This is a genomic window from Bacteroides sp. HF-4919 (assembly GCF_018860125.1).
Genome location: NZ_JAHKNF010000001.1, coordinates 67072 through 89237, shown reverse-complemented (window position 1 = coordinate 89237; position 22166 = coordinate 67072). Strand labels below are relative to the sequence as shown.

At 42.9% G+C, this 22166-nt stretch carries 21 protein-coding genes, 1 tRNA gene and 1 pseudogene; 9 read left to right on the top strand and 14 right to left on the bottom strand.

What is annotated here, in order from left to right; genetic code table 11:
- Positions 1-80 precede the first annotated feature (80 nt).
- The 4 genes from KO473_RS00355 to KO473_RS00340 all read right to left on the bottom strand — a co-directional run bounded on the left by KO473_RS00355 (position 81) and on the right by KO473_RS00340 (position 5490).
- On the bottom strand, positions 81-2069 hold the full coding sequence (locus KO473_RS00355) for an OPT family oligopeptide transporter (protein WP_005777032.1): 1989 nt from the start codon (positions 2067-2069) through the stop codon (positions 81-83).
- A gap of 130 nt (positions 2070-2199) precedes the next feature.
- Complete coding sequence (locus KO473_RS00350) at positions 2200-2595, bottom strand: DUF1573 domain-containing protein (protein WP_005777034.1); 396 nt, start codon at positions 2593-2595, stop codon at positions 2200-2202.
- 184 nt (positions 2596-2779) lie between these two features.
- Positions 2780-4099, bottom strand: a complete 1320-nt coding sequence (locus KO473_RS00345) for a PAS domain-containing sensor histidine kinase (protein WP_122130821.1) — start codon at positions 4097-4099, stop codon at positions 2780-2782.
- 20 nt (positions 4100-4119) lie between these two features.
- Complete coding sequence (locus KO473_RS00340) at positions 4120-5490, bottom strand: sigma-54 dependent transcriptional regulator (RefSeq protein ID WP_122130819.1); 1371 nt, start codon at positions 5488-5490, stop codon at positions 4120-4122.
- A 226-nt stretch (positions 5491-5716) separates the two neighbouring features.
- On the opposite strand from KO473_RS00340, the gene KO473_RS00335 reads away from it, so the two are divergent.
- The 3 genes from KO473_RS00335 to KO473_RS00325 are packed head-to-tail and all read left to right on the top strand — an operon-like array spanning position 5717 to position 10180.
- On the top strand, positions 5717-7063 hold the full coding sequence (locus KO473_RS00335) for a DUF4933 domain-containing protein (RefSeq protein WP_122130817.1): 1347 nt from the start codon (positions 5717-5719) through the stop codon (positions 7061-7063).
- Between the two features lie 6 nt (positions 7064-7069).
- Positions 7070-9487: an ABC transporter permease gene (locus KO473_RS00330; protein WP_122130815.1), complete on the top strand. Its 2418-nt coding sequence runs from the start codon at positions 7070-7072 to the stop codon at positions 9485-9487.
- An 18-nt stretch (positions 9488-9505) separates the two neighbouring features.
- Positions 9506-10180 carry an ABC transporter ATP-binding protein gene (locus KO473_RS00325; protein WP_032543729.1) on the top strand — a complete coding sequence of 225 codons (675 nt, stop codon included), beginning with the start codon at positions 9506-9508 and terminating at the stop codon, positions 10178-10180.
- A 139-nt stretch (positions 10181-10319) separates the two neighbouring features.
- Here the strand turns inward: KO473_RS00325 and KO473_RS00320 are convergent, their stop codons facing one another.
- The 6 genes from KO473_RS00320 to KO473_RS00295 form a co-directional block, all read right to left on the bottom strand.
- Entirely contained in the window at positions 10320-10919 is a 600-nt protein-coding gene (locus KO473_RS00320) for a DUF4923 family protein (RefSeq protein WP_005777045.1), read from the bottom strand.
- 16 nt (positions 10920-10935) lie between these two features.
- Positions 10936-11541, bottom strand: a complete 606-nt coding sequence (yihA, locus tag KO473_RS00315) for a ribosome biogenesis GTP-binding protein YihA/YsxC (protein ID WP_005777046.1) — start codon at positions 11539-11541, stop codon at positions 10936-10938.
- A gap of 21 nt (positions 11542-11562) precedes the next feature.
- Entirely contained in the window at positions 11563-13008 is a 1446-nt protein-coding gene (locus KO473_RS00310) for a sodium:solute symporter (RefSeq protein WP_005805420.1), read from the bottom strand.
- Positions 13009-13264: 256 nt separating this feature from the next.
- Positions 13265-13522 carry a hypothetical protein gene (locus tag KO473_RS00305; protein WP_032541412.1) on the bottom strand — a complete coding sequence of 86 codons (258 nt, stop codon included), beginning with the start codon at positions 13520-13522 and terminating at the stop codon, positions 13265-13267.
- 253 nt (positions 13523-13775) lie between these two features.
- Positions 13776-14291 (bottom strand): isoprenylcysteine carboxyl methyltransferase family protein, encoded by a 516-nt coding sequence (locus KO473_RS00300; RefSeq protein ID WP_005777051.1) that lies wholly within the window; start codon positions 14289-14291, stop codon positions 13776-13778.
- Between the two features lie 285 nt (positions 14292-14576).
- Positions 14577-14987 carry a hypothetical protein gene (locus KO473_RS00295; RefSeq protein WP_005777052.1) on the bottom strand — a complete coding sequence of 137 codons (411 nt, stop codon included), beginning with the start codon at positions 14985-14987 and terminating at the stop codon, positions 14577-14579.
- A gap of 463 nt (positions 14988-15450) precedes the next feature.
- Between KO473_RS00295 and recR the strand changes: the two genes are divergently transcribed.
- Genes recR through KO473_RS00280 form a run of 3 tightly spaced genes read left to right on the top strand, consistent with a single transcriptional unit; the run spans position 15451 to position 17097 of the window.
- A complete protein-coding gene (gene recR / locus KO473_RS00290; RefSeq protein ID WP_005787270.1) occupies positions 15451-16068 on the top strand; it encodes a recombination mediator RecR in 618 nt (205 codons plus the stop codon).
- 39 nt (positions 16069-16107) lie between these two features.
- On the top strand, positions 16108-16557 hold the full coding sequence (locus tag KO473_RS00285) for a hypothetical protein (RefSeq protein WP_005805427.1): 450 nt from the start codon (positions 16108-16110) through the stop codon (positions 16555-16557).
- Positions 16558-16560: 3 nt separating this feature from the next.
- Positions 16561-17097: a GNAT family N-acetyltransferase gene (locus tag KO473_RS00280; RefSeq protein ID WP_122130826.1), complete on the top strand. Its 537-nt coding sequence runs from the start codon at positions 16561-16563 to the stop codon at positions 17095-17097.
- A gap of 2 nt (positions 17098-17099) precedes the next feature.
- On the opposite strand, the gene KO473_RS00275 is transcribed toward KO473_RS00280, so the two are convergent.
- Together KO473_RS00275 and KO473_RS00270 are read right to left on the bottom strand one after the other, a co-directional pair.
- The gene (locus tag KO473_RS00275) at positions 17100-17690 is read right to left on the bottom strand and encodes a YqgE/AlgH family protein (protein ID WP_122130813.1); all 591 of its coding nucleotides are present in this window, start codon (positions 17688-17690) and stop codon (positions 17100-17102) included.
- A gap of 71 nt (positions 17691-17761) precedes the next feature.
- On the bottom strand, positions 17762-19078 hold the full coding sequence (locus KO473_RS00270) for a pyridoxal phosphate-dependent aminotransferase (protein ID WP_005805431.1): 1317 nt from the start codon (positions 19076-19078) through the stop codon (positions 17762-17764).
- A 173-nt stretch (positions 19079-19251) separates the two neighbouring features.
- Here KO473_RS00270 and KO473_RS00265 point away from each other — a divergent pair.
- A tRNA-Asp gene (locus tag KO473_RS00265) sits at positions 19252-19325 on the top strand.
- Positions 19326-19928: 603 nt separating this feature from the next.
- On the opposite strand, the gene KO473_RS00260 is transcribed toward KO473_RS00265, so the two are convergent.
- Both KO473_RS00260 and KO473_RS00255 read right to left on the bottom strand, forming a co-directional pair.
- Positions 19929-20081 (bottom strand): hypothetical protein, encoded by a 153-nt coding sequence (locus KO473_RS00260; RefSeq protein WP_005820048.1) that lies wholly within the window; start codon positions 20079-20081, stop codon positions 19929-19931.
- Positions 20082-20335: 254 nt separating this feature from the next.
- Positions 20336-20782, bottom strand: a complete 447-nt coding sequence (locus KO473_RS00255; RefSeq protein ID WP_234060059.1) for a hypothetical protein — start codon at positions 20780-20782, stop codon at positions 20336-20338.
- Positions 20783-21023: 241 nt separating this feature from the next.
- Between KO473_RS00255 and KO473_RS00250 the strand changes: the two genes are divergently transcribed.
- Positions 21024-21233, top strand: a complete 210-nt coding sequence (locus KO473_RS00250; RefSeq protein WP_005820050.1) for a hypothetical protein — start codon at positions 21024-21026, stop codon at positions 21231-21233.
- Positions 21214-22101 (top strand): annotated as a pseudogene (locus tag KO473_RS00245) (sulfatase-like hydrolase/transferase); the annotation flags it as partial. The gene KO473_RS00250 and the pseudogene KO473_RS00245, both read left to right, overlap by 20 nt.
- Between the last annotated feature and the right edge of the window lie 65 nt (positions 22102-22166).

Here is a 22166-nt window from a genome sequence, read left to right as displayed (position 1 = left end):
GTCATCTGGAGAATTTCACTCCGTCGCGGAGCCGGATTGACATACGCTCCTCCCGGATGCATGAAATTCAGCTATATACTTCATTTTACCTTCATGGATGCTTTAATGAAATACAGGATTAGCAGTACGTAAGCTACCAGGGCAGCCAACTGTGAGAGGGTATTGTTGAGCCATGCATCGTTCACCAGGTTGATTCCGCCGAAGCGCATGGCAGCGCTGACTACACCCATCAGGGCACCTCCGGCAATGAATCCGGATGCCAGCAGCGTCCCTTTTTCGCCCCGTTCGGTGTTGAGCGCACTGTCTTTGCTGCGGGTGGTGACATACCAGTTGATAGCTCCGCCCACTACGAGCGGTACATTCAGTTCGAGCGGGATGAACATACCCAACGCAAACGCCAGTGCGGGAACCTTAAAGAACGTCAGGATGATGGCCAGCACCGCACCGATGCCGTACAGCAGCCAGGGGGCGCCTACACCACTCATCAAAGGTTCGATTACAGCAGCCATCGCGTTGGCCTGCGGTGCGGCAAGTTGTCCGCTTGTGAATCCGTATGTCTTGTTCAGGATAATCATTACACCGCCTACGGTGGCAGCGGATACGATTGTTCCGAGGAACTTCCACGCTTCCTGCTTGGCGGGCGTACTGCCCAGCCAGTAGCCGATCTTCAGGTCGGTGATGAAACCGCCTGCCATAGAGAGGGCTGTGCAGACTACACCGCCCATCACTAATGCGGCAACCATGCCCGAAGGACCTTTCAGACCGACGGCTACCATTACAACCGATGCCAGAATCAGCGTCATCAGCGTCATGCCCGATACCGGATTGGTACCTACAATGGCGATGGCGTTGGCCGCTACGGTGGTGAACAGGAATGAAATTCCGGCTACCAGTAAAATGGCTACCAGTGTATGTACCAGGTTACCCTGCATTACGTCGAAATAGAAGAACAGCACCACCAGGATCAGCGTGATGATGGAACCGATGGCAATGATCTTCATGGAGAGGTCGCGTTGCGTACGGATGACGTTTTTCTCCACGTCTCCTTTTCCTCCCATCTCTTTAGCTGCCAGTCCCACTGCGCTGCGGATGATGCCCCATGATTTGATGATACCGATTACTCCCGCCATGGCGATACCGCCGATACCGATGCTTTTGGCATAATGGGAGAAGATCTGCTCCGGACTCATGGAACCTACAGTGGCGGTGATTTCCGGATTCCACTGGTTCAGTACAGAGTCGCCGAAGAAAAGGGACATGCCCGGTACGATGATCCACCATACGGCCAATGAACCGATGCAGATAATGGAAGCGTACTTCAATCCTACGATATAGCCCAGACCCAGTACGGCTGCACCGGTGTTTACTTTAAATACCAGTTTGGCTTTCTCTGCCAACATTTCACCCGCACCACAGACGCGGGTGGTGAAGTTCTCGTTCCACCAGCCGAAAGTTGCCACGATAAAGTCGTACAGACCTCCGATTAACCCGGCCATCAGCAATGGTTTTGCCTGGCTGCCGCCCTTCTCGCCCGACACCAGCACCTGTGTAGTGGCTGTTGCCTCCGGGAAAGGATATTTACCGTGCATATCGCTTACGAAGTATTTGCGGAAAGGAATCAGGAACAAGATACCCAGCACACCGCCCAGCAGTGAACTGATAAATACTTGCATGAAGGTGACTGACATTTCCGGATATTTGGCTTGCAGGATGTAGAGGGCAGGCAGTGTGAAGATGGCTCCTGCTACGATGACACCCGAGCAGGCACCGATGGACTGGATGATCACGTTTTCGCCGAGTGCGTTTTTACGCTTGGCTGCACCGGACACACCGACTGCTATGATTGCGATGGGGATGGCTGCTTCGAATACTTGTCCCACTTTGAGCCCCAGATAGGCTGCGGCAGCAGAGAAGAGGATGGCCATGGCGATTCCCCATGCTACCGACCAGAGAGTGACCTCCGGATACGTTTTCGTCGGACTCATCAGCGGGTTGTACACTTCTCCCGGCTTTAGTTCCCGGAACGCGTTTTCGGGCAAGCCCGTAAATTTGTCTTCTTCTTGTTTCATAATTGTTTTTTGTAGTTTATGTATAGTTTATCGGATTTCCAAACGGTTGGTTTTTCAAAACAGCCTCAAAGTAAGCAAAAAAAAAGGAGAATCCCGAAAGATTCTCCTCTTTGTTGTTATTTATTTTTGCTTACTTTGCGTCTTTGGCCGTCATGTCGCCTTCCACAAAAAGACGTATCATCTCTGTTTTGGCGTTTGTACGCAGGGTAATCGACTTTTTGAAGTGTCCCGGATATTTATCCGTTCCGTTGTAAGTCACTTTGATTGTACCTGTTTTTCCCGGCATGATGGGTTCCTGGGTATATTCGGGTACGGTGCATCCGCATGATGCCACTGCCTGATGGATGACCAACGGGCCATCGCCGATATTCGTAAACTTGAATGTGCAACTGACAATCGGGTTGTTTTCAGAGAATGTCCCGAAGTCGTGTGTTGTCTTATCAAACTTTATTTCTGCTTTACCTTGAGCCTGGACAAGACCGACGCTCAGTACCATCATAGTGATAAAAAATAGTATTTTCTTCATTTTCTATTTCTTTTTTATGGTTTCGTGGGCGGCAAAGTTAAGGCTTTTTTTGATAAATGGTGTCGTATGACGGTGAAATTGTATTAAAAACCGTCTGATGGAGAGGGTGTAGCCATCCGGTGTATAGGGTGTAGCCCTAAGGTGCGGATGGCTACATCCAATGCCCCGGATGGCTACACCCTCCTTAAAAAAGGGGTGGAAACAGGAGGGTGAAGTTACTGCCTTTACCTGTTTCGGACGAAGCGGTGATGGTGCCGTGATGCAGGTGCATGATTTGTCGTGAGATGGTCAGTCCGATACCCGAACCGGTAGTTTTGGTAGTGAAGAACGGTACGAAAATACGTTCGAGCACTTCCTGCTCGATTCCCGTCCCATTGTCTTCAATCCTTATATACGGACGTTCGCCGGAGCTTAATCCGGTCGACAGCCGAATGTCGGTCGCATCGTTTTCGCGGGCATTCCTGATCAGGTTGATAAGTACTTGCTCTATCAGATCCTTGTCTATAATAAGACGCAGGGGCTTGTCCGGCAATACCAGGTGCAAGTCATCCTGGTCTGTATGCATCAGTTGTGCTATCCCTGCCAGTAATTCCCGGTCTGTATATATTTTCAGGAGCGGTTGTGGGAGATGGGATACTTCCCTGTAGCTGTTCACGAACCGGATCAGTCCGTCGCCCCGCCGGCGGATGGTCTGCAACATCTGGAGTATTTCTTTCCGTTCTTCGGCATCACCGTCGAAGTTGCCTATCTGCTGTTCCAGCAATTCCGATAAAGAGGTGACCGGAGTGATGGAATTCATAATTTCGTGCGTCAGTACCCGGATCAGCTTTTGCCAGGCTTCCGTCTCCTGATTGTCCAATACAGAGTGTATGTTCTTCATGCTTGCTACGATCAGGGGACGGCCCTGTATGACGAACTCCATGCCTGAGAGTGCGAGTTGTATTCTTTCTTCTTCCTTTTGCACCTGCAATACAGACAGGTCTCCGGCTTTGAGCGAATAGAGCCGCGAAGGAAGTTCGGGTTGGAAGTCGGTCAGATCTTCGACACTTTTCAGTGTGGATTTTCCCAATAATCTTTTGGCGGCTTCGTTCAGCCATTCTATCTTTCCGGAAGGGGTGTAGACAAGGACCGACAGGTCGATATGATTGGCCAGAGCCTGAAAATACTGGAGTTGGCTCTCTTTTTTCTGAAGATTCTGTTTATAGAAGTCCAAGGCTTCGTTCAGTTCATCCCAAAGTTCTGCAGGGAGCGAATGGAGGTGCTCTTCTCGCTGTGCGGGCAAGGAGAGGAAATCGGAATAACGAATGGCCCAGATGAGTTGTGCCATGGCACGTGCGGAACGGAGGATATACCGGTAAATGGTGTAAGCCACGAAAAGGGTGACACAGCCTGCGACAAGCAGGCTGATATAAAACCCGTGCATGCCGAGCCAGATGGTGATAAAACAGCAGAGCAGCAACGCTGCCGTTAATAAGAGGGGATGTTTCACCCATTTTTGTTTCATGTTGTTTCTGTTTGGTACTCTTACAATCCGTACTTTTCAATGCGCCTGTACAGCGATGTACGGGTGATACCCAGCATTTCCGCAGCCACTGTGATGTTGCCGGCACAAAGGCGGAGTACTTCGTCGATAGTTTCCCGTTCCTGCCGTTCAAGGTTGTATCTCTCTTTTTCGGAGGGCTGTTCCTGCAGGGCGGGACGGAGCATAAAATCGTCGGGTGTCAGGGTGGAGCTTCCTGAGAGAATGACGGCCCGCTCGATGGTGTGTTCCAGTTCGCGTACATTGCCAGGCCAGTGATAGAGCTGCATGCGCTTGCGGGCTTCTTTCGAGATGGTACGGACTTCCTTTTTATACTTCTTCCGGTAATGTTGCAAGAAATGGTCGGCCAGCAGGAACAAGTCGTTTCCCCGTTCACGCAATGGAGGGATGCGTATTTCGATGGTATTGATGCGGTAGAGGAGGTCTTGCCGGAACTGTCCGTTGTCGATAGCCGTATAGAGGTCGGTATTGGTGGCACATATCAGCCGCACGTCTACCGGGTAAGAGGCAATGGCTCCCAGTCGGGAACTCTTCCGTTGCTCGATGACCGAAAGTAGTTTGGCTTGTAGCGGAAGGCTGAGATTGCCGATTTCGTTGAGGAACAACGTACCTCCCGAAGCCACTTCCAGCCTGCCGGGTTTGTTTTTCCGTGCATCCGTGAATGCTCCTTTTTCATATCCGAAAAGTTCGCTCTCGAACAGTGTTTCGGGGATACTACCCAAATCGATCGGTACGTATATCCCGTTTTTGCGGGGCGACTGTTCGTATACATATCGGGCTATCAGATCCTTCCCAGTACCGTTCTCGCCCAACAATAAAAGGTTGGCATCCGTATCGGCCAATTTACGGATGGTCTGGAAGATGGTTTGCATGGCGGCCGATTCACCGATAATGCGGGTGGGTTCGGGCGAGGGCGCTGCCAAAGCCTCTTTCTGTTCTTTGAGAGATTCCACCTCCGTGCGGCTGAAACTGAGTTGCAGTGCGGCAGATACCGTAGCTATCATCTTGTCATTCTGCCAGGGCTTAGCTATAAAATCGGTGGCTCCCTGTTTGATGGCCTGTACGGCCTTTTCCGTATCGGCGTATGCGGTGATAAATATTACTACGGCCTTGGGATCGAGTTTCAGAATCTCTTCCAGCCATCGGAAACCTTCACGTCCGCTTACGGCATCGCTGCGGAAGTTCATATCCAGCAGTATTACGTCGTGATGGGTACGTGAGAGAATCGGCAACAATTCCCGCGGGTCGGTGGTGACGGTTATTGTTTCCGCAATGGGACGCAACAACATCTTCAACGTGAAGAGGATGTCTTCATTGTCGTCCGCAATCAGTATTCTTCCTCGCTTTAGTGTCATAGTCGGATGTCTTGTATAGCGACAAAGATAGGGAATATGTTTGAATAAGCGGTGTACGATATCGTACAAAAAGTGCACGGTATCGTGCAAAATACCGGTTTGCTGTTTGCGTCAATCGGCTGATAAATAAGGGAGTGCTTATTTGGTATGCTTCTTGTCATTATCTTATTAAAATAACGCATGGCATTGGGGCATCGGAGTATGAACAGGAAATAAGAAGAACGGTATGAAGAGAAGATGTTGTTATATTGAAAGTTTGTTTCTGGCAGGCATTATCTGCTTGTCAGCTTGTGGCAGTAAGAATCCGGGAGTCAGTAAGGAAGAACTGAAAAAAGAATTTGTCAAAGGCAGAACTCAAAAGGATTCTCCGGTTGAAGAAAGCGCACCATCGGAGTTTGCGGAAGATTATCAGGCTCCTCCGGGTATCAAATATCAGCCCCGGATCATGACTGAAGGTGCGATTGTGCTGAATGTTGAATCGGCATTGAAGAATGTCCGTCCTTTCCGGCTCAGTGATTTGGGGAAGGAGGCGAATTATAAAAAGATGGAACCCCGATGTGATGGGAGCTCACTGATTAGGATTGATGATGACTTTCTGGTGTTTGCCGAAGACGGACTTTGGTTGCTGGACCGGGATTTTGAGAAAAAGAAAATGCTGGTTCGTTCGGATTTAAAGGTTATTCACAGCGGAGGTGGTTCAGTGAAAGTTGAAGGAGGATATTTCCTGAGAGATTTTTATTATGATTCTGCCAAGGAGCAATTGCGATTTACATGCCGGAATATGAAGACGGGCAAAGCGCATTTAGTGGTTACTCCCTGGGCAGAGTTGCTGGCATCTCCTCAGCCGGTAGAGTTAAAGTCTATCCGCAGTAAGCTTCCGATAGACAGAAATTATCTTTTTTCCATGCCCGACGGTTATGGAATGCGTGTCAGTTGTTCGGATGAACTTTATACGATGGGATTGAAAGGTGATACGCTTTGCCATTTCGTATTGGGGGATAACGAGCGGTACAAGGCCCGGCTTTTTGAGGCTGAAGGGGATATCGTTTACTATTATCAAGGCAACACCATGTTCTACCATGCGTATGGCGGTAAGATATACAGAATAAAAAATGCTTCGACTCTGGAAGTTGCCTATAAACTCGATTTCGGTTCATTGCCCCACCTGACAGGGGCCCGGATGGTCGGTGGGGCTGATGTGGGTAACTCTTATTTCCTCACTTCGTGCGTTGATACGGATCGCTTCCTTTTCTTAAGTATCGATAAAGGATATGATAGCATAAATGCCCGTAAAAACAGGAGTGTGAAACTTTATTCTCTGGTGTATGACAAGCGGAGCGGAGAGTTTTTCTCCTTGCCTGTGGTGTCTGATAAAGTGAATCCGGAGCAGCCGCTTATCATTGCCGATTTGCCGGAAAGTTTACCTTTCTGGCCCAACCGGAGTATAGAAGGCAATCCGGCCCGGTTTTTCTCTAAAAGTTCTTTGTTAGAGTTGTATCCGGCCCAGATGCGGGAAAATGGGCAAGTGGAGAAGTTGAGTAAGACTGATAATATCTGGTTAATTATTAAATAGGTAAATATGATAAGCCATTATTTAAAAGTAGCTCTTCGGTTGATAAAACGGAGCTTCCTGTTTTCTACCATTAATATGTTGGGATTTGTATTGGGCATGGCAGCTGCATTCCTGATTTATTTGTGGGTAGTGGATGAATTGACATTTGAAGATTATAATCCGGATGCAGGGAGGATATTCCGGGTGATTGAAGCCAATTGTACTGAGAGTGGGGAAATAGTGGAAAGCCCTTTTACAGCCATACCCTTGGCCGAAGCTTTTCGTAAAGAGTTCCCTCAGGTGGAACAGGCTACATACGTTAAAGCCAGGGAGTTAAGGTCTTTGTGCTTGAAGGGCCGGAATCTTTCTGCCGATATGATATGTGTCGATACGACATTTTTTGATATGTTTCCCTTCAAAGTGGCAGAAGGTGATCCTTCCAAACTCAAATCGGGCTTCAACCATATAGTACTTTCCGAGAAAATGGCCCGAAAGTTCTTTGGTACAGCTTCGGCAATCGGACAACAGCTGATATATACCGAAGGTATGGATACTGAGTACAGCCTTACGGTAGTCGGGGTGGTAAAAGTGCCCCGTAAGAGTCATCTGCAATTTGATGCTGTCGTCGGACAGGCATTATTTGATAAGATGAACGAGAATGTATGCATCTACCGGAGCGGCACAGACTGGGATCGCAGAGAAGCGAATGTCTACGTGAAAATGCGTTCCGGTTCGTCGATGTCCGATGCAGACAGGAACCAAATGAGTCGTTTGTTGAGTAACCGTGTCCATGCAGAACGTTTACTACGGTTTCAGCCCTTGAATGATATACATTTAAAGACCGACTTTGTGGATGTATCTGTCCGGAATCACGGCAATATGACTTCCATTTTCCTGTTTATAGCTTTGGCCGTATTGATTGTTTTTATGGGGGCATTTAATTTCACTACCCTTTCTACAGCCCGGGCAGCGTTACGTTATAAAGAGATAGGAGTGAGGAAAGTGACCGGTGCCAAGCGTAAAACACTGATTGTGCAGTTTCTTTCCGAAAGTCTGGTGCAGGCGTTCATTTCACTGGTGTTGGCATTAGCCCTGACAGAACTGCTTTTACCACTCTTCAATCAGATGATGGGTAAAGATATTACCCTGCAATTCAGCTGGAGTGTATTGGTCTATATTGTTGTGGGAATTGTCGGTGTGGGATGTCTTTCCGGCAGTTATCCGGCATTTTATCTCTCGGCCATAAATCCGCTGATGGCTTTCAAAGGAGGACAAAAGTCGGGAAAAAAGGGAGGCCTGATACGCGGTCTGCTTTGCGTACAGTTTGTTATTGCCATCACGCTGCTGTTGTATACCGGCATTGTATTCAAACAATTGAATTATTTACAGAATAAAGATTTAGGTCTGAATAGAGAGAATATAGTTTCTGTCTATACGAGTTTATGGTATAACGTTGATGGATTCCGACAAGAAATTCTAAAGAATCCGAATATCCTCAGTGTTTCGATGGGGGCTGAAATTGCCGATTATATGGAAGATAGCAAGGGGCAGGGTGATGTATTGCAGTGGACGGATGCGGAAGGAAAGGTCGATTCACTGCGGATGATGTGTATCTGGGCTGATGGCAATTTTGTGAATACCTTCGGACTGAAACTTCTGAAAGGAGAGATTTTAAAGGCAGATGGCGGAGCTTATTTTAGTGGAGTGTATGATTTTCCGATAATTATTAATGAAACAGCCTGGAAGGCAATGAATGTGTCTGATCCCGTGGGTATGGAGATTAGCGGAGGTTTTGGTGTGGGGAGTTTTAAGAAACGTATTGTGGGCGTTGTGCAGGATTTTAATTTTCAATCGTTGCGTGAAAAAATTAAACCGGCATACCTGATGTACAGTCCGGAATGTCTGGTGAATATACACATTAAGATCTCTCCGGAGCATAAGCAGGAAACTTTGGCGTTTATTCAAAAGAAGTTTGAGGAGATGGCTCCCCTGTTTGTCAAGGAGTTTAAGTATCAGTTTTTTTCAGATGCTTTGAATCGGAATTACGAGAAAGAGCGACAACAAGGCCGGATGCTGTTTTCGTTTACCGTACTTGCTATTGTTATAGCTATGATGGGAGTGTTCGGGCTGGTTTCACTCTCTACCCGGCAGCGTACTAAAGAGATCGGTATCCGTAAAGTGAATGGTGCCCATTCGGATCGGATTGTAAAGATGTTCTGTCTGGAATACCTGAAATGGGTGGGCATTGCCTTTGTGATTGCTTGTCCGTCGGGTTATCTCCTGATGTACTATTGGTTGAGCGATTTTGCCTATCAAACAGCGATCAGCTGGTGGCTGTTTCCGTTGGTGGGACTGATTATAGCTGGTATCACCTTGCTTACGGTGATTGGCCAGACTTGGCGGACGGCTTCACAAAATCCGGTAAAGTCATTGAGATATGAATAATAAAAAAACTGAAAGATTATGATAAAAGCAATTGGATTGACAAAGATATTCCGTACAGAAAGTGTGCAGACTACCGCATTGAACGAAATTAGCATCGAAATATCAGAAGGAGAATTTGTAGCAATCATGGGGCCTTCGGGATGTGGAAAATCAACTTTGCTGAATATGTTGGGCTTGCTGGACAATCCTACTTCGGGGCAGCTGTGGTTCATTGACAAAGAGGTTTCCCGCTACTCGGAAAACGATCGGACGGATATGCGGAACGGGAATATTGGTTTTGTCTTCCAGAGTTTTAATCTGATAGACGAGCTGACTGTGTTTGAAAATGTGGAATTGCCATTGCTGTATGCCGGAGTACCGGTTCGTGAACGTGTGAAACGTGTGAACAAGGCGTTGGAAAGAATGCAGATTGCCCATCGTGCGGAACATTATCCTCAACAACTATCCGGAGGTCAGCAGCAGCGTGTAGCTATAGCCCGGGCCATTGTGACGAATCCGCGGATTATATTAGCGGACGAGCCGACAGGTAATCTTGATTCTACCAATGGTAATGAGGTGATGGCCTTGTTGAAAGAGTTGAATAAGGATGGGGCAACTATTGTAATGGTGACCCACTCGGAAGAGAATGCGCGGGAGGCCAACCGTATTGTGAGGATGATGGATGGGTGTATTTTGACGGAAAGCAAACGATGAAGGTTTTTGAATGATAAGCAATAAGCGATCAACGATGAATAATGTGATTAACAGAGAGAATTATGATAACCTATTTTACTCGCTAATTACTTTATTATTCATCGTTGATCGTTGTTTACCGTTCATCATTCAAGAGCTCTCATCGTTTCAGTTCATATCCAAGCATCATGCCGTCATAGCTGTCTGCCAATGAACTGATGGCCTTGAGAGTGGCACTGCTGCTTTTACTGGATAAGAAAGTGATTAATTTCAGTAACTTATCTGCTTCAAACAGAAGATCCATTTGCTGGGTCGTATAGTTGACCTTTGCGTTCATGGGGATCAATTTCATGTACTTCAACTGGAGCATACCGGTTGTGGGGTTATAAGAGTAGGTACCGTTCAGCTTGCGTTTGCCTAAAGTGCTGACAAAAGTACTGTCTGTGTTGAACGTAAAGCTCAGTTGCCCTTCTTTTATGCCGAGTTTGGCTAATTGTTCATCCAGTTTTTGTTCGGCAGCGGAAGCGGCAACCGTTCCTCCGGCTTTTTTCAGCAGATTTTCCGATTCGAATTCAATGGCGGAGCCGGTATAACGCCAGGTTCCGGTCATATCCACTGTTTCGGTATGTCCGGTGACCGCATTGACCACTTTGGAAATATTGTCTTTGTTGAATAGATCTTTAATGGATTGTGCACGACCTGTGGCCGGTACAAGCAGCAGTGTGGCAAGAACTGCCAATGATAATAGTTCTCTTTTCATTTTGATATCTCTGTTTTTACTTTGAATAAAGTTCTTTGTTAATTGATTCGATGTAATTTAATACTTCTGTTCTACCAAGGCATTCTTCCGATGAAGTGATGAAGTAGGGGGGGAGTTCTTCCCACTGTTTCCGTAACTCCTTCAGATATGCGTTGATATTCATTTTGAGTCGTCCTCCTTTTAGCTTGTCTGCTTTGGTGAAGATAATGGAAAAGGGGATTCCGTTCTCACCCAACCATTCCATGAACTCTATATCTATTTTCTGGGGCTCCAACCGACTGTCTATCAATACGAAAAGATTGGTCATCTGTTCCCGCTCGAGGATATAGTCTTCGATGATAGTGCGTATTTGCTCCTGTCCTTTCTGGCCTCGTCTGGCATATCCGTATCCGGGGAGGTCAACCAGATACCAACTGTTATTGATCAGAAAATGGTTGATAAGCATTGTCTTACCGGGAGTGGCGGAAGTCATGGCCAGTCCCTTTCGGGCGGTCAGCATATTGATGAGGCTGGATTTGCCCACATTGGATCGGCCGATAAAGGCGTATTCGGGAAAGGTGCCTGCAGGACATTTTTTCACGTCCGTGTTACTAATTACAAACTCAGCATTGGTTATTTCCATATTTCTTGTTAGTTTTTAAATTCATTTTTTAGTTGCTTTTCTTGATGCGATCCACATTCCTGCAAAAGTAAGCATACCGTTCAGCATCAGTAATTCATAACCAAACTGATAGCCGGTTTCCTGACGGGCAAGCCTATCGGCTGCGTAACATATCAGCGGTGAAACTATCGCAATAAACGGTATGTACCGATCGTTTGTTTGCCGTCGGGTAAACAAACCGAAAGCAAACATTCCCAAAAGAGGGCCATATGTATAGGAAGCTATGATGTAAATGGCATCAATAACACTTTGATTGTTCAATGCATCGACAAGGCAGATAAAGAAAACGAGCAGAATAGAGAGCCCGATGTGTACCCGGTTTCGTTTTTTACGGGCTATTCCTTCTGTGTCTTTCCCTGTGTCGAGCAGATCGATGCAAAAGCTCGTTGTCATGGCGGTCAAAGCCGAATCCGAATTACTAAAGGCGGCGGCAATGATACCGATTGTGAATAGAATCAGCACTCCTTCTCCCAGATACCCTTGAGTAGCAAACATAGGCAGGATATCGTCACCGGTTGCCGGAAGTTCCAGCTGCATCTCCTGAGCAAGGACCAGTAATAAAATGCCAAGGCCGAGGAACAGCAGGTTGAGCGGGGCGAATGCGAAGCCATAACAATACATATTTTTCTGTGCGTCACGCAGGCTACGGCAAGAAAGGTTTTTTTGCATCATGTCTTGATCGAGTCCGGTCATAACGATAACAATGAAAATCCCGCTCAGAAACTGCTTGAAGAAATTCTGGCGTGACATCCAGTCGTCAAATACAAAAATGCGGCTGTGTTCATTGTTACTGATTGTCTGTATGACTCCGCTGAAGTCGAGATTTAGTTTTGCTGTGACAAAAACAAGGATACAGATCAGTGCGGCAATCAGACAGAAGGTCTGTAAGGTGTCTGTCCAGACGATAGTTTTAATACCGCTCTTGTGAGTGTATATCCAGACTAAGGCTACCGATCCGGCAGCAATACTCCAGAATGGTATGCCCATGTCTCGAAACACATAGGTATATAGAATCAGACAGACGAGGTATAGTTTTGCAGCTGTGCCCAGCATACGCGAAAGAAGGAAAAAAGAAGCTCCTGTACGGTAGGCGCGCTTTCCGATACGGGTATCCAGATAAGTGTATATGCTGGTCAGGTTGAGTTTATAATAGAGTGGGAGGAGTATATGGGCAACTGCCAAGTAACCGAAAAAGAATCCGAATACAGTTTGCATATACGTCATATCCATCGCCTTTACCATGCCGGGTACAGATACGAAAGTCACTCCCGAAATGGATGCGCCAATCATTCCGAAAGCAACGATGTACCACGGAGACTGGTTTTCTCCTTTGAAAAACGCTGCATTCGAACCTCCTTTCCGTCCGGTGATACGGGCTATCAGCAAGAGAATGGCAAAGTAACATACAATAGTGACAAGTATCATCATAACGGGTACAAAGGTAACATTTATTTTGCAAACGATGATTGCTAATTAAAATTTGATATTTATCTCTACGGGTCTATAATGGAATTTTATGTATGGATCAGCAATATTTATAAGACGAATAAATAATAAAAGTTTGGTAATCACCCGCACCGCTCTGTTGCAGGTAAACACACCCTCTTGTAACAGTTGAAACACCCGCCTATGCTGCGTTTATTTAGATATTAACGATTGATAAGCAAATGATGAATAACCATATTTATGTCAATATGACGGCATAAACAACTGCCGAAACTGAGAGGCTTATTATAGAATAAATAGTGGCAGACTTTGGTGATTTCTTCACGAGTTTCACGATACCCATCAAAAGGCCACCCAATATAGGTGTCAGGGTGCCGAGTGTTATTAACAGATTTCCATCGCCATTGGGATCTAATACGATGCCCATGACGGCATAGACAGGAATAATGCTGACCAATAGTGCGAGAACGGTAGCGATTCTTGATATAGTTTTCATTATGACTGGGGTGCTTTATAAATAAGTCCGGCAAATTTAGAAATAATAATGGATAAAGAACGATTCAAATACAGGTTACGGATAAAAAGTTTCTGTTTGAGGCAGTTTGGGAGCGGTGAGAAGTGGGAGCTGATTCAGTTCAGATTTGTAATGGTTCTGATTTCACCATAGATTACACGGATTGATAATTAATTTCGTTGAGAATAAGATTAAAGAATCTGTGCTCATCCGTGTAGTCTGTGGTGAAATGGATTTAGTTTTCCAGTAGTTTTTTCATCACCTTCTCTTCTTGTCGGATACGTACAGCCAGCAAGCATACATAAATCGGTAGCCCGATAAATAGCGTGTACCAGGCATTACAGAGTAAACCAACTCCAATTAGCTCAGGTATGATATTCAGATAGTAATTGGGATGTCGCACCGTCCTGAAAAGGAAGCTCTTTTCAATGCGTTGACCGGGAACAATATAAAGTTTCACTGTCCATACATCGTGTAGTTTATAGATGACATAGAATAACATAGCATAGGCAAAGCCCATTACAAGAACACCACACACGGAGAAACAGTTGAAGGTAGTTCCCGAAATATACGCTTCATAGAGAGCGGATAAATAGTAGGCGACATGCGCTAATGTCAGTAATAACGAATTAACTTTACCATATTGTACAGCTCCGTTTTTCAGGAGACGTTTTTCGTTACGAATGGAATAGGCCAAGGACAACAATCTGAGTGTAAAAAAGACGATAAATGTAATAATGATATTCTGCATTGTTTTTGTATTTTAGGGAGCAAAGATAATTTTTTATTTTCGTTCTCAAAATGACGAAGGAATGCCCGGCACAAACGAGCCGAAACTCAGTTCATTTCAGAATAGCTATGAATTGGCGGATGGGCATAGGAGTTTTTAAATACTGGTTAAAAATATGCGGCTTTCATTCTGATCTGTTTGATATTTGTGAAAAAAGGAATTTGCTGAAGATAAAATCTAAAAAGCGGTTTTAAAAGTAATTCCGTGAGATTATAACCTGGAACCGCTTATAAAACCGCTTTCCGTTTACAAAGGTTTTAACTTCAACTCTATTTGTGTAACTGAGCCCGAACGTATGGTACGTCCCGAAGACCATATTTCATAGTTCTCCGTACCACTGCCATATTGAACGGCGAAAGTAAAGAATCTGTCTTTACTTGACTCGAACCACTCATCATAAGTAAAAATGAAAGTGGCCACTCCTTTAGAGTTGGTTAATGCATATGCTGTAGGAGTCGTTCGATTATCCTTTTTGAACTCTTCATAAGTTTTTTCATCGAACATTTGGACGATTTCGTTAGACAGGGGTTTGTCATCAGCACTGATCACAGTGACTAATACCTGCGTATCATTTTTGTTTTCATCATCGCTGCTACAGGATGTAAGCACTAAACTAATGAGGGTGAATAGATAGAAAGTAGTCTTTTGTAAGTTCATAATTTTAGTTATTTAGTTATAATAACAAAAATGTGCCGTTGGTTGTTCAACGTATAAGGGGTAGCCATCGGGAACCGCACTTGTTCAGGTCGTAAGAAATATGATCTGAACATTTAGGAATATTTGAGATTAATTTTCATCATCTGATACTTGAAAATGATAGTTCGGCGGTGTCGAACCTGATTGCGGTATGTGTCTGTGATCGTTATTCTGAGCTGTTTTTATAGTTCCGTAATGATAGGTGTCTCGGAAATTGTAATAGAAGAAATGAACATGCCGATTGAATAAGTTTCCTATTTTATCAGTGGCAGATTTGTCATTTATAAAATATGCGTATCTTTGTGCTTCATTAAGTATACAATATCTTTATAGGAGAGTTGAAGTGCTTTTATATTAAATCTGTCGCTTCTATGCGTATTGATATATACTTTATTGAAAATTAAATAGATATACTTGTTTGTATATGAATCAACAATATCCATCGACGTTGCTTGAAAAAGCCGTCGGAGAATTTTCTAAATTGCCGGGTATCGGACGGAAAACAGCTATGAGACTGGTGCTTCATTTATTGCGTCAGGATACATCTGTGGTAGAAGCTTTCGGAAGCTCTATTATAACTTTAAAGCATGAGGTGAAATATTGCAAGGTGTGTCATAATATATCTGATACAGAGACTTGTCAGATCTGCGCAAATCCGCAGCGAGATGCTTCTATGGTTTGTGTCGTAGAGAATATACGGGATGTGATGGCTGTAGAGGCTACTCAGCAATATCGTGGACTATACCATGTTTTGGGTGGTGTAATTTCACCTATGGATGGGGTGGGGCCGGGCGATTTGCAGATAGAAAGCCTGGTGCGTCGGGTAGCCGAAGGCGGAATAAATGAAGTCATTCTTGCTCTCAGCACAACTATGGAAGGGGATACTACAAATTTTTATATTTACCGTAAACTTGAGAAAATGGGTGTCAAACTGAGTGTGCTTGCCCGCGGGGTATCTATTGGTGACGAGTTGGAATACACTGATGAGATAACATTAGGTAGAAGTATCGTGAACCGCACAACGTTTACCGGAACCGTTTAAAATGGAATTACTGTAATTGATAATCATTATATATAATAAATGGAAGAACAAATAAAACGCGTTGTGAAAAGCCAGAAGATACAGTATATTTCTTTTTGGATCATTCCGTTACTGTTGGTATTGCTTGGAGAAGCTGGTGTGTTGCCTGTTGGAATAAAAGCAGACAATGTAAGGGCCGTTTATGTTTTTGAAACAACCGGTATTTTGATAACGGCTGTCTGTATACCACTTTCTCTTAAATTATTCAGTTTTGTTTTGACAAAGAAAATAGATCAACTGACGTTTCCGGTGGCATTGAGCCGCTATATGCTTTGGAGTGCTGTTCGGCTGGCTTTACTGGAATTTGTAGTGGTGTTTAATCTGGCAGGTTACTACTTTACACTTAGCAGTACAGGTGCGCTATGTGCACTTATAGGCCTGACGGCTTCCTTTTTCTGTCTTCCGGGAGAGAAAAGATTACGTGCCGAGCTACATATCAACAAAGAATAAATGATGAAACAATCTTTCTTAACCAATGAGCGAATATACCTCCGTGCAGTGGAACCGGAGGATTTGGATATCATGTACGAAATGGAAAATGATCCTTCCATGTGGGATATCAGTAGTTTTACAGTTCCGTATTCTCGTTTTGTGCTGAAACAATACATTGAAGGTTCACAGAGCGACATGTTTGCTGATAAACAGCTGAGGTTGATGATTATGCGCCGGAATGACAATCGTGCTTTGGGAACAGTTGATATAACTGATTTTGTGCCCTTGCATTCAAGGGGAGCAGTCGGAATTGCCGTTCATAGGAATTATAGACAGGAGGGGTATGCTGCCGATGCATTGAAGTTGCTTTGTGAATATGCTTTTAATTTTTTATTTGTGAAACAATTGTATGCCCATATAGCTATAGATAATGAGGCCAGTTTACGATTGTTTACTTCTTCTGGATTTACCCAATGTGGGGTATTGAAAGATTGGCTGTTGACACACGAAGGTTATAAAGATGCAGTACTTGTGCAATGTATGAATCCTAAGCGGTAATTTTAGTTTAGAGAAGGAACTTGTGGGAAGCGGGACCAGGTTTCATACTTGCTACCCAATTTCCCTAAAGCTTCTTTCCACATGCCTTTTATATCTTCATTCATTAAATAGGTGTTTTCTTCTTTTGAAATAATCCAGGTATTCTCCTTTATTTCCTGAATTAGTTGTTCGCACTCCCAACCGGAATATCCGAGAAAAAAGCGTATCTTTCCTTTTATAGGATTTCCTTGTAAAATGTATCTTTTGATAGCATCGAAATCTCCATTGAGGTATAATCCATTATTGATTGGAAGGGTTCCGGGAATTTCGCGTAGAGTATGTAAATAGAATAGGGTATCGGTTCCGATAGGACCACCTTTGTGTAGCGGAATATCTTCTATATATTTAAATTCTTTAATAATATCATTGAGCATCAATGGGAGTTGTTTATTTATAATCAATCCCATGCTTCCTTCCTCAGTATGATCAACAAGTAATACTACTGACCTTCCGAAGGTTACATCGTGGAGGAAAGGTTCTGATATCAGAATCTTTCCTCTCGATGGCATTACGTTATTCGATTGGATCTTAAATATGTCGGAATTGATGTTCATGCCCCTAATTTAAAGATTTATTTTACACGAACAAACAATATTCCTCTTTTTTTCGATTTAGTGTGCTCTTTTTAAGATATAGGATGGTTCTCGGCAAATAATTTCATTCTTTCATCCAACTGAGTATATTGGTGCTCTTTAATGAAAGAAGTGCATGCACGCAATCCCTGTTGATGGCTTCCTGTGGTAACTAAAGAAATTGCACTCACTCCATAGTACATCAATTCTTTAGCTAACTCTCCACCGGTCATTCCCGGATAGCCAATGGTGAAATAAAAACCGTCGGCAACAGGATCTTCAAGATCTTTATCGTATACCAAATGGAAGCCGTAGCGTAAGAATATCTCTTTTAACTTACGGGCACGTTCACCATATATCTTCACTTCATTTAGGAAATTGTATTTACCTTCATTGGCTGCTTTCAGCATAGCTGCCATAGCGAATTGTGCCGAATGACTGGTTCCTGACGAGAGAGCATATAGTACACGATGGATAAATACAGTACCAAAAGTACCGCCTCCGTAGCGTTTGTCGAATCCGGGATAATGGCGATGATATAATTTATCAGAGATACAGCTGACACCGATACGTTGTCCTGCATAACTGAATGCTTTAGAACCGGATATAAGTAGAATATAGTTGTCTGTGTAGTGTGCTACCGAAGGTTGGTAAGGTGCATGATATGGATTGCTTAGATCTTGACGGAAGTCCATAGCAAAATATGCCAGGTCTTCAAGGATAATCACATCGTATTGGGTCGCTAATTCACCGATAATCTTCAGCTCTTCGTCTTTCAAACAAATCCAGCTTGGATTATTGGGATTCGAATATATGATAGCTGAAATATTTCCTTTTTTCAGATAGCTTTCAAGTTTCTCTTTTAATTTGTCTCCTCGGTAGTCGTAAACATCAAATGTTTCGTATTTCTGCCCCATAACAACTAATTGTTGTTTTTGTACCGGAAAACCGGGATCTATGAATAAAATTGTATCTTTCTTTTCGTCGCATTGACTGCAAGTCAGGAAAGATGCGAAAGTACCCTGCATAGATCCTGTGACAGGTACACAACCTTCCGGTTTGAGATCTATATTGATAAATGCTTTTATGAATTTTGATGCTTCCAGTTTTAGTTCCGGCAATCCATTAATATCAGGATATAAACTTGCTATTCCGTTTTGCAGTGCTTCTATTTCGGCCTTCACTCCTACAGAAGAGGGGGGAAGACCTGGTACTCCCATTTCCATTTTTATAAATTCAACTCCGGATGTTGCTTCTGCTTTCGCTGCTATGGCTTTTACTTCACGGATGGTTGCTTTTGAAAAGTCGGCTATTTGAAATTCTTCGATAGTTTCATCAATAAGATGCCGTTTGATAGGTGTATCTTTCATGTTTCTTTTTATTGCTTTATAATTTGTGTCACAAAGATAGGTATAATCTACTTATAATCAACAAATGAATAAGAAAGATGAAAAAAAATCTTTCTTAGCTATTGCAGATATAAAATAAATATCTACCTTTGCAACCGCAATCGAGAGAGATAGCGATTAAGAAATGAAATACTGGTGCGTTAGTTCAGTTGGTTAGAATACATGCCTGTCACGCATGGGGTCACGGGTTCGAGTCCCGTACGCACCGCAAAGGAGAATTGAGAACAAATATTTAGCACTGATATTCAATATATTAGTGCTTTTTTTATGTTCTTACCTTTGCTACACTTTTAAAAATGGTGTGCATAATATGCGACCGATTATTAGTAACCCGTGCGACCAATCCATGCGTAACATTCATGTATTTTAACTAACTGAACTAATGAATGTTATATATTGATTACTTTTTAAATTTTGTACCTTCCGTCTTATATGAATACGTTTTTCTATCTTAAGTCCATCATTTATCATGTAAAGTGATTTTGTAAAAGGATGAGATCCTTATGTCATATAAGCAAAAAAGACTGTATGGAGTTTTGTTCAGAACAGTCTTGCAATTCAATGCATTCTTTGTCTTGTTTTGGTATTATTGGTGTCCCATTCCACTTCAGTTTGTTGACTAATCCTTTCTTTTGAGTAACATGCCAAGACATAGCTATCTATCTTCTACCTTTTCCTTTGTTTAGTCCTCCCATAGGAGTGGAGATAAGGACAGCTTTTAATGGTTCTACCATATCAACTTTACGTTCATAAATTCCCATGTGTTTCTTTCCTTTAAAACGGTTCTTCTCCAAATTTGGTGGTAAATTCTTTATTTCTTTATTTTCAAGTTGATAATTGTCCTTTTTGCTTGCTTTAATAAGAAAAAATAGACACCGGCTGAATAAGATAACTCAAGTTTCGGAAGTGAATTTGCGCCGTCTGAACCGGTATCTTCATCCTTATCCCTTTCTTCAATTAACATTGTTAACGCCTTTTGCAGTTTGTCAGGTTCTTATGCGCAAATAATAAGGCTTTTGCATTTAAAGAACTTGTTATTCACATCCAAAGAACAAGCTTTAACTCTGTGTTAAAACAAAGCTTTTGAAGATAGAAATTTTACTTTTTAAAGATATTGATTTTCAGATGGTTTATTCTAAAATTCGCTTCTTCACCTCATGGATAGACTCTTCGGGGGAAATCGGGATACTTGCTTTTTTGTCAACTATAAACGAGGGCTTACACTTCCCTTACCACCAAATTTGAAGAAGAACCTTTAAAACTGTTATTCTGTATTTTGCATTGTGCTTTGAATGATAAATAATTGGAAATTATTCCTTTAAAGTAAGATCTATTGATAAATAAATCTCTTATTTCCAACTTGGAAGTGGATAAACATGAATTTGTATACGGATTTTTTGTTTTGATGAGTTCCAATATATCGTTTACTTTTACATTATATGCTTTGGCAATGTCTCCGATAGTCATTCCAGCTATATTCTTGAATTTCTTTCGGCTATAAGAATCGTTTGGATTGGGAAGCAAAAAATTCCATTGGCGTATTAGTTCCTTTTCCTCTTGGCATACTGCTTCCTTTTTCTTTTGCGTGACCTGTTTAATTTTCCTTAGTTCAGTCAGTTGTTCAAGGAAATAGAGTTGTATCTTATATTTATTAATCATATTCATGATTCTTAATTGGAAAACTTTATTGTTTAGTAGATTCTCTTCCAAAAGTTCTTTGATTATCAAATCTATTTTTCTGTGGTATTAACTGGTATATAATGGGTTAGCTCCATGGATGTATGTCTTTAAGGTTTCAGACAAATTTAATTATAATTTGGGTAATATGATTAGGATTGAATAAAAAAGATGAGGAATCTTTCACTTTCCTACAAAGGAACACATAACCCATACCATAAATCTTTTTATGAAAAGACTTCCTCTGGTGATAGACAATATGCCAAAAGAAGAACAAAAAACAATATCATTCTTCATTGGTAGAAACTTGGCAGAATCAGAAGTCCCTCTTCTGCTAATTACCCGGAAAGAGATTGAGTATGGGGTAAATATTGTTTCTGCTGCATTTGCAAACGAGAAAAATCAAGAACCAAGACTCTCCTTGCATAAATCGGTATAAGGTGGGATATGACGTGCTGCGCAAGCAGCGTTTCGACAGATTAAAGAAGTTGAAGTTTATTCCGGACGAAATGGATTATCCCGTCTTCCAAAAAGAGTTTGGTGGAAAACGTCCTTCTTGGGAAACACTCACACGAAAACAACAGGAACAATGGATTACCGATATGGCTACTTATGCTGCTATGATTGAAATCGTGGATAGCGGAATTGGTGAATTGGTGGAAACAATCAGGCAAAAAGGGATGCTGGATAATACCGTATTTATCTTTTTAAGTGATAATGGCGCAACAAAAGAAGGCGGATATTTGGGACAGCTTATGGCTGACTTGAGTAACACCCCTTATAGAAGTTATAAGTCACAATGTTTTCAGGGAGGTACAAGTACACCTTTTATCTTATCCTATGGAGATGCTGAAAAAAATAAGATGAGAGGTCAGATTTGCAGACAACCGGCTCATATTATTGATATACTGCCTACTTGTATAGATCTTGCCACAGCCACTTACCCTTCGGATTTCAAAGATAATTTGCCAGGTAAAAGCTTACTTCCTTCAATCAATGGGAAAAAAATAAAGCCCAGAGAATTATACTTTGAACACCAAAGTTCCTGCGCTATTATTTCCGATCATTGGAAACTGGTACGTGGCAGCCGGAATGAACCATGGGAACTAATTGATTTAAAGACGGATCCATTTGAAACAAAAGATCTGTCCGCTCAATATCCGAAAGAAGTGAAAAAGCTGGAGGCTAAGTGGAATAAATGGGCGGAACGCTCTAATGTGTTTCCACTTGAAGATAAACCCTGGTCCGAAAGAATCAAATACTATATAGAGCGAAACCCGGATCAAAGCGGAAGAGAAGCGAAATAGTAAATGTTCCATGTTTCAATAGGATCTGTATATATCCGCTACGTTCCTTTCGGGGAACGTAGTTT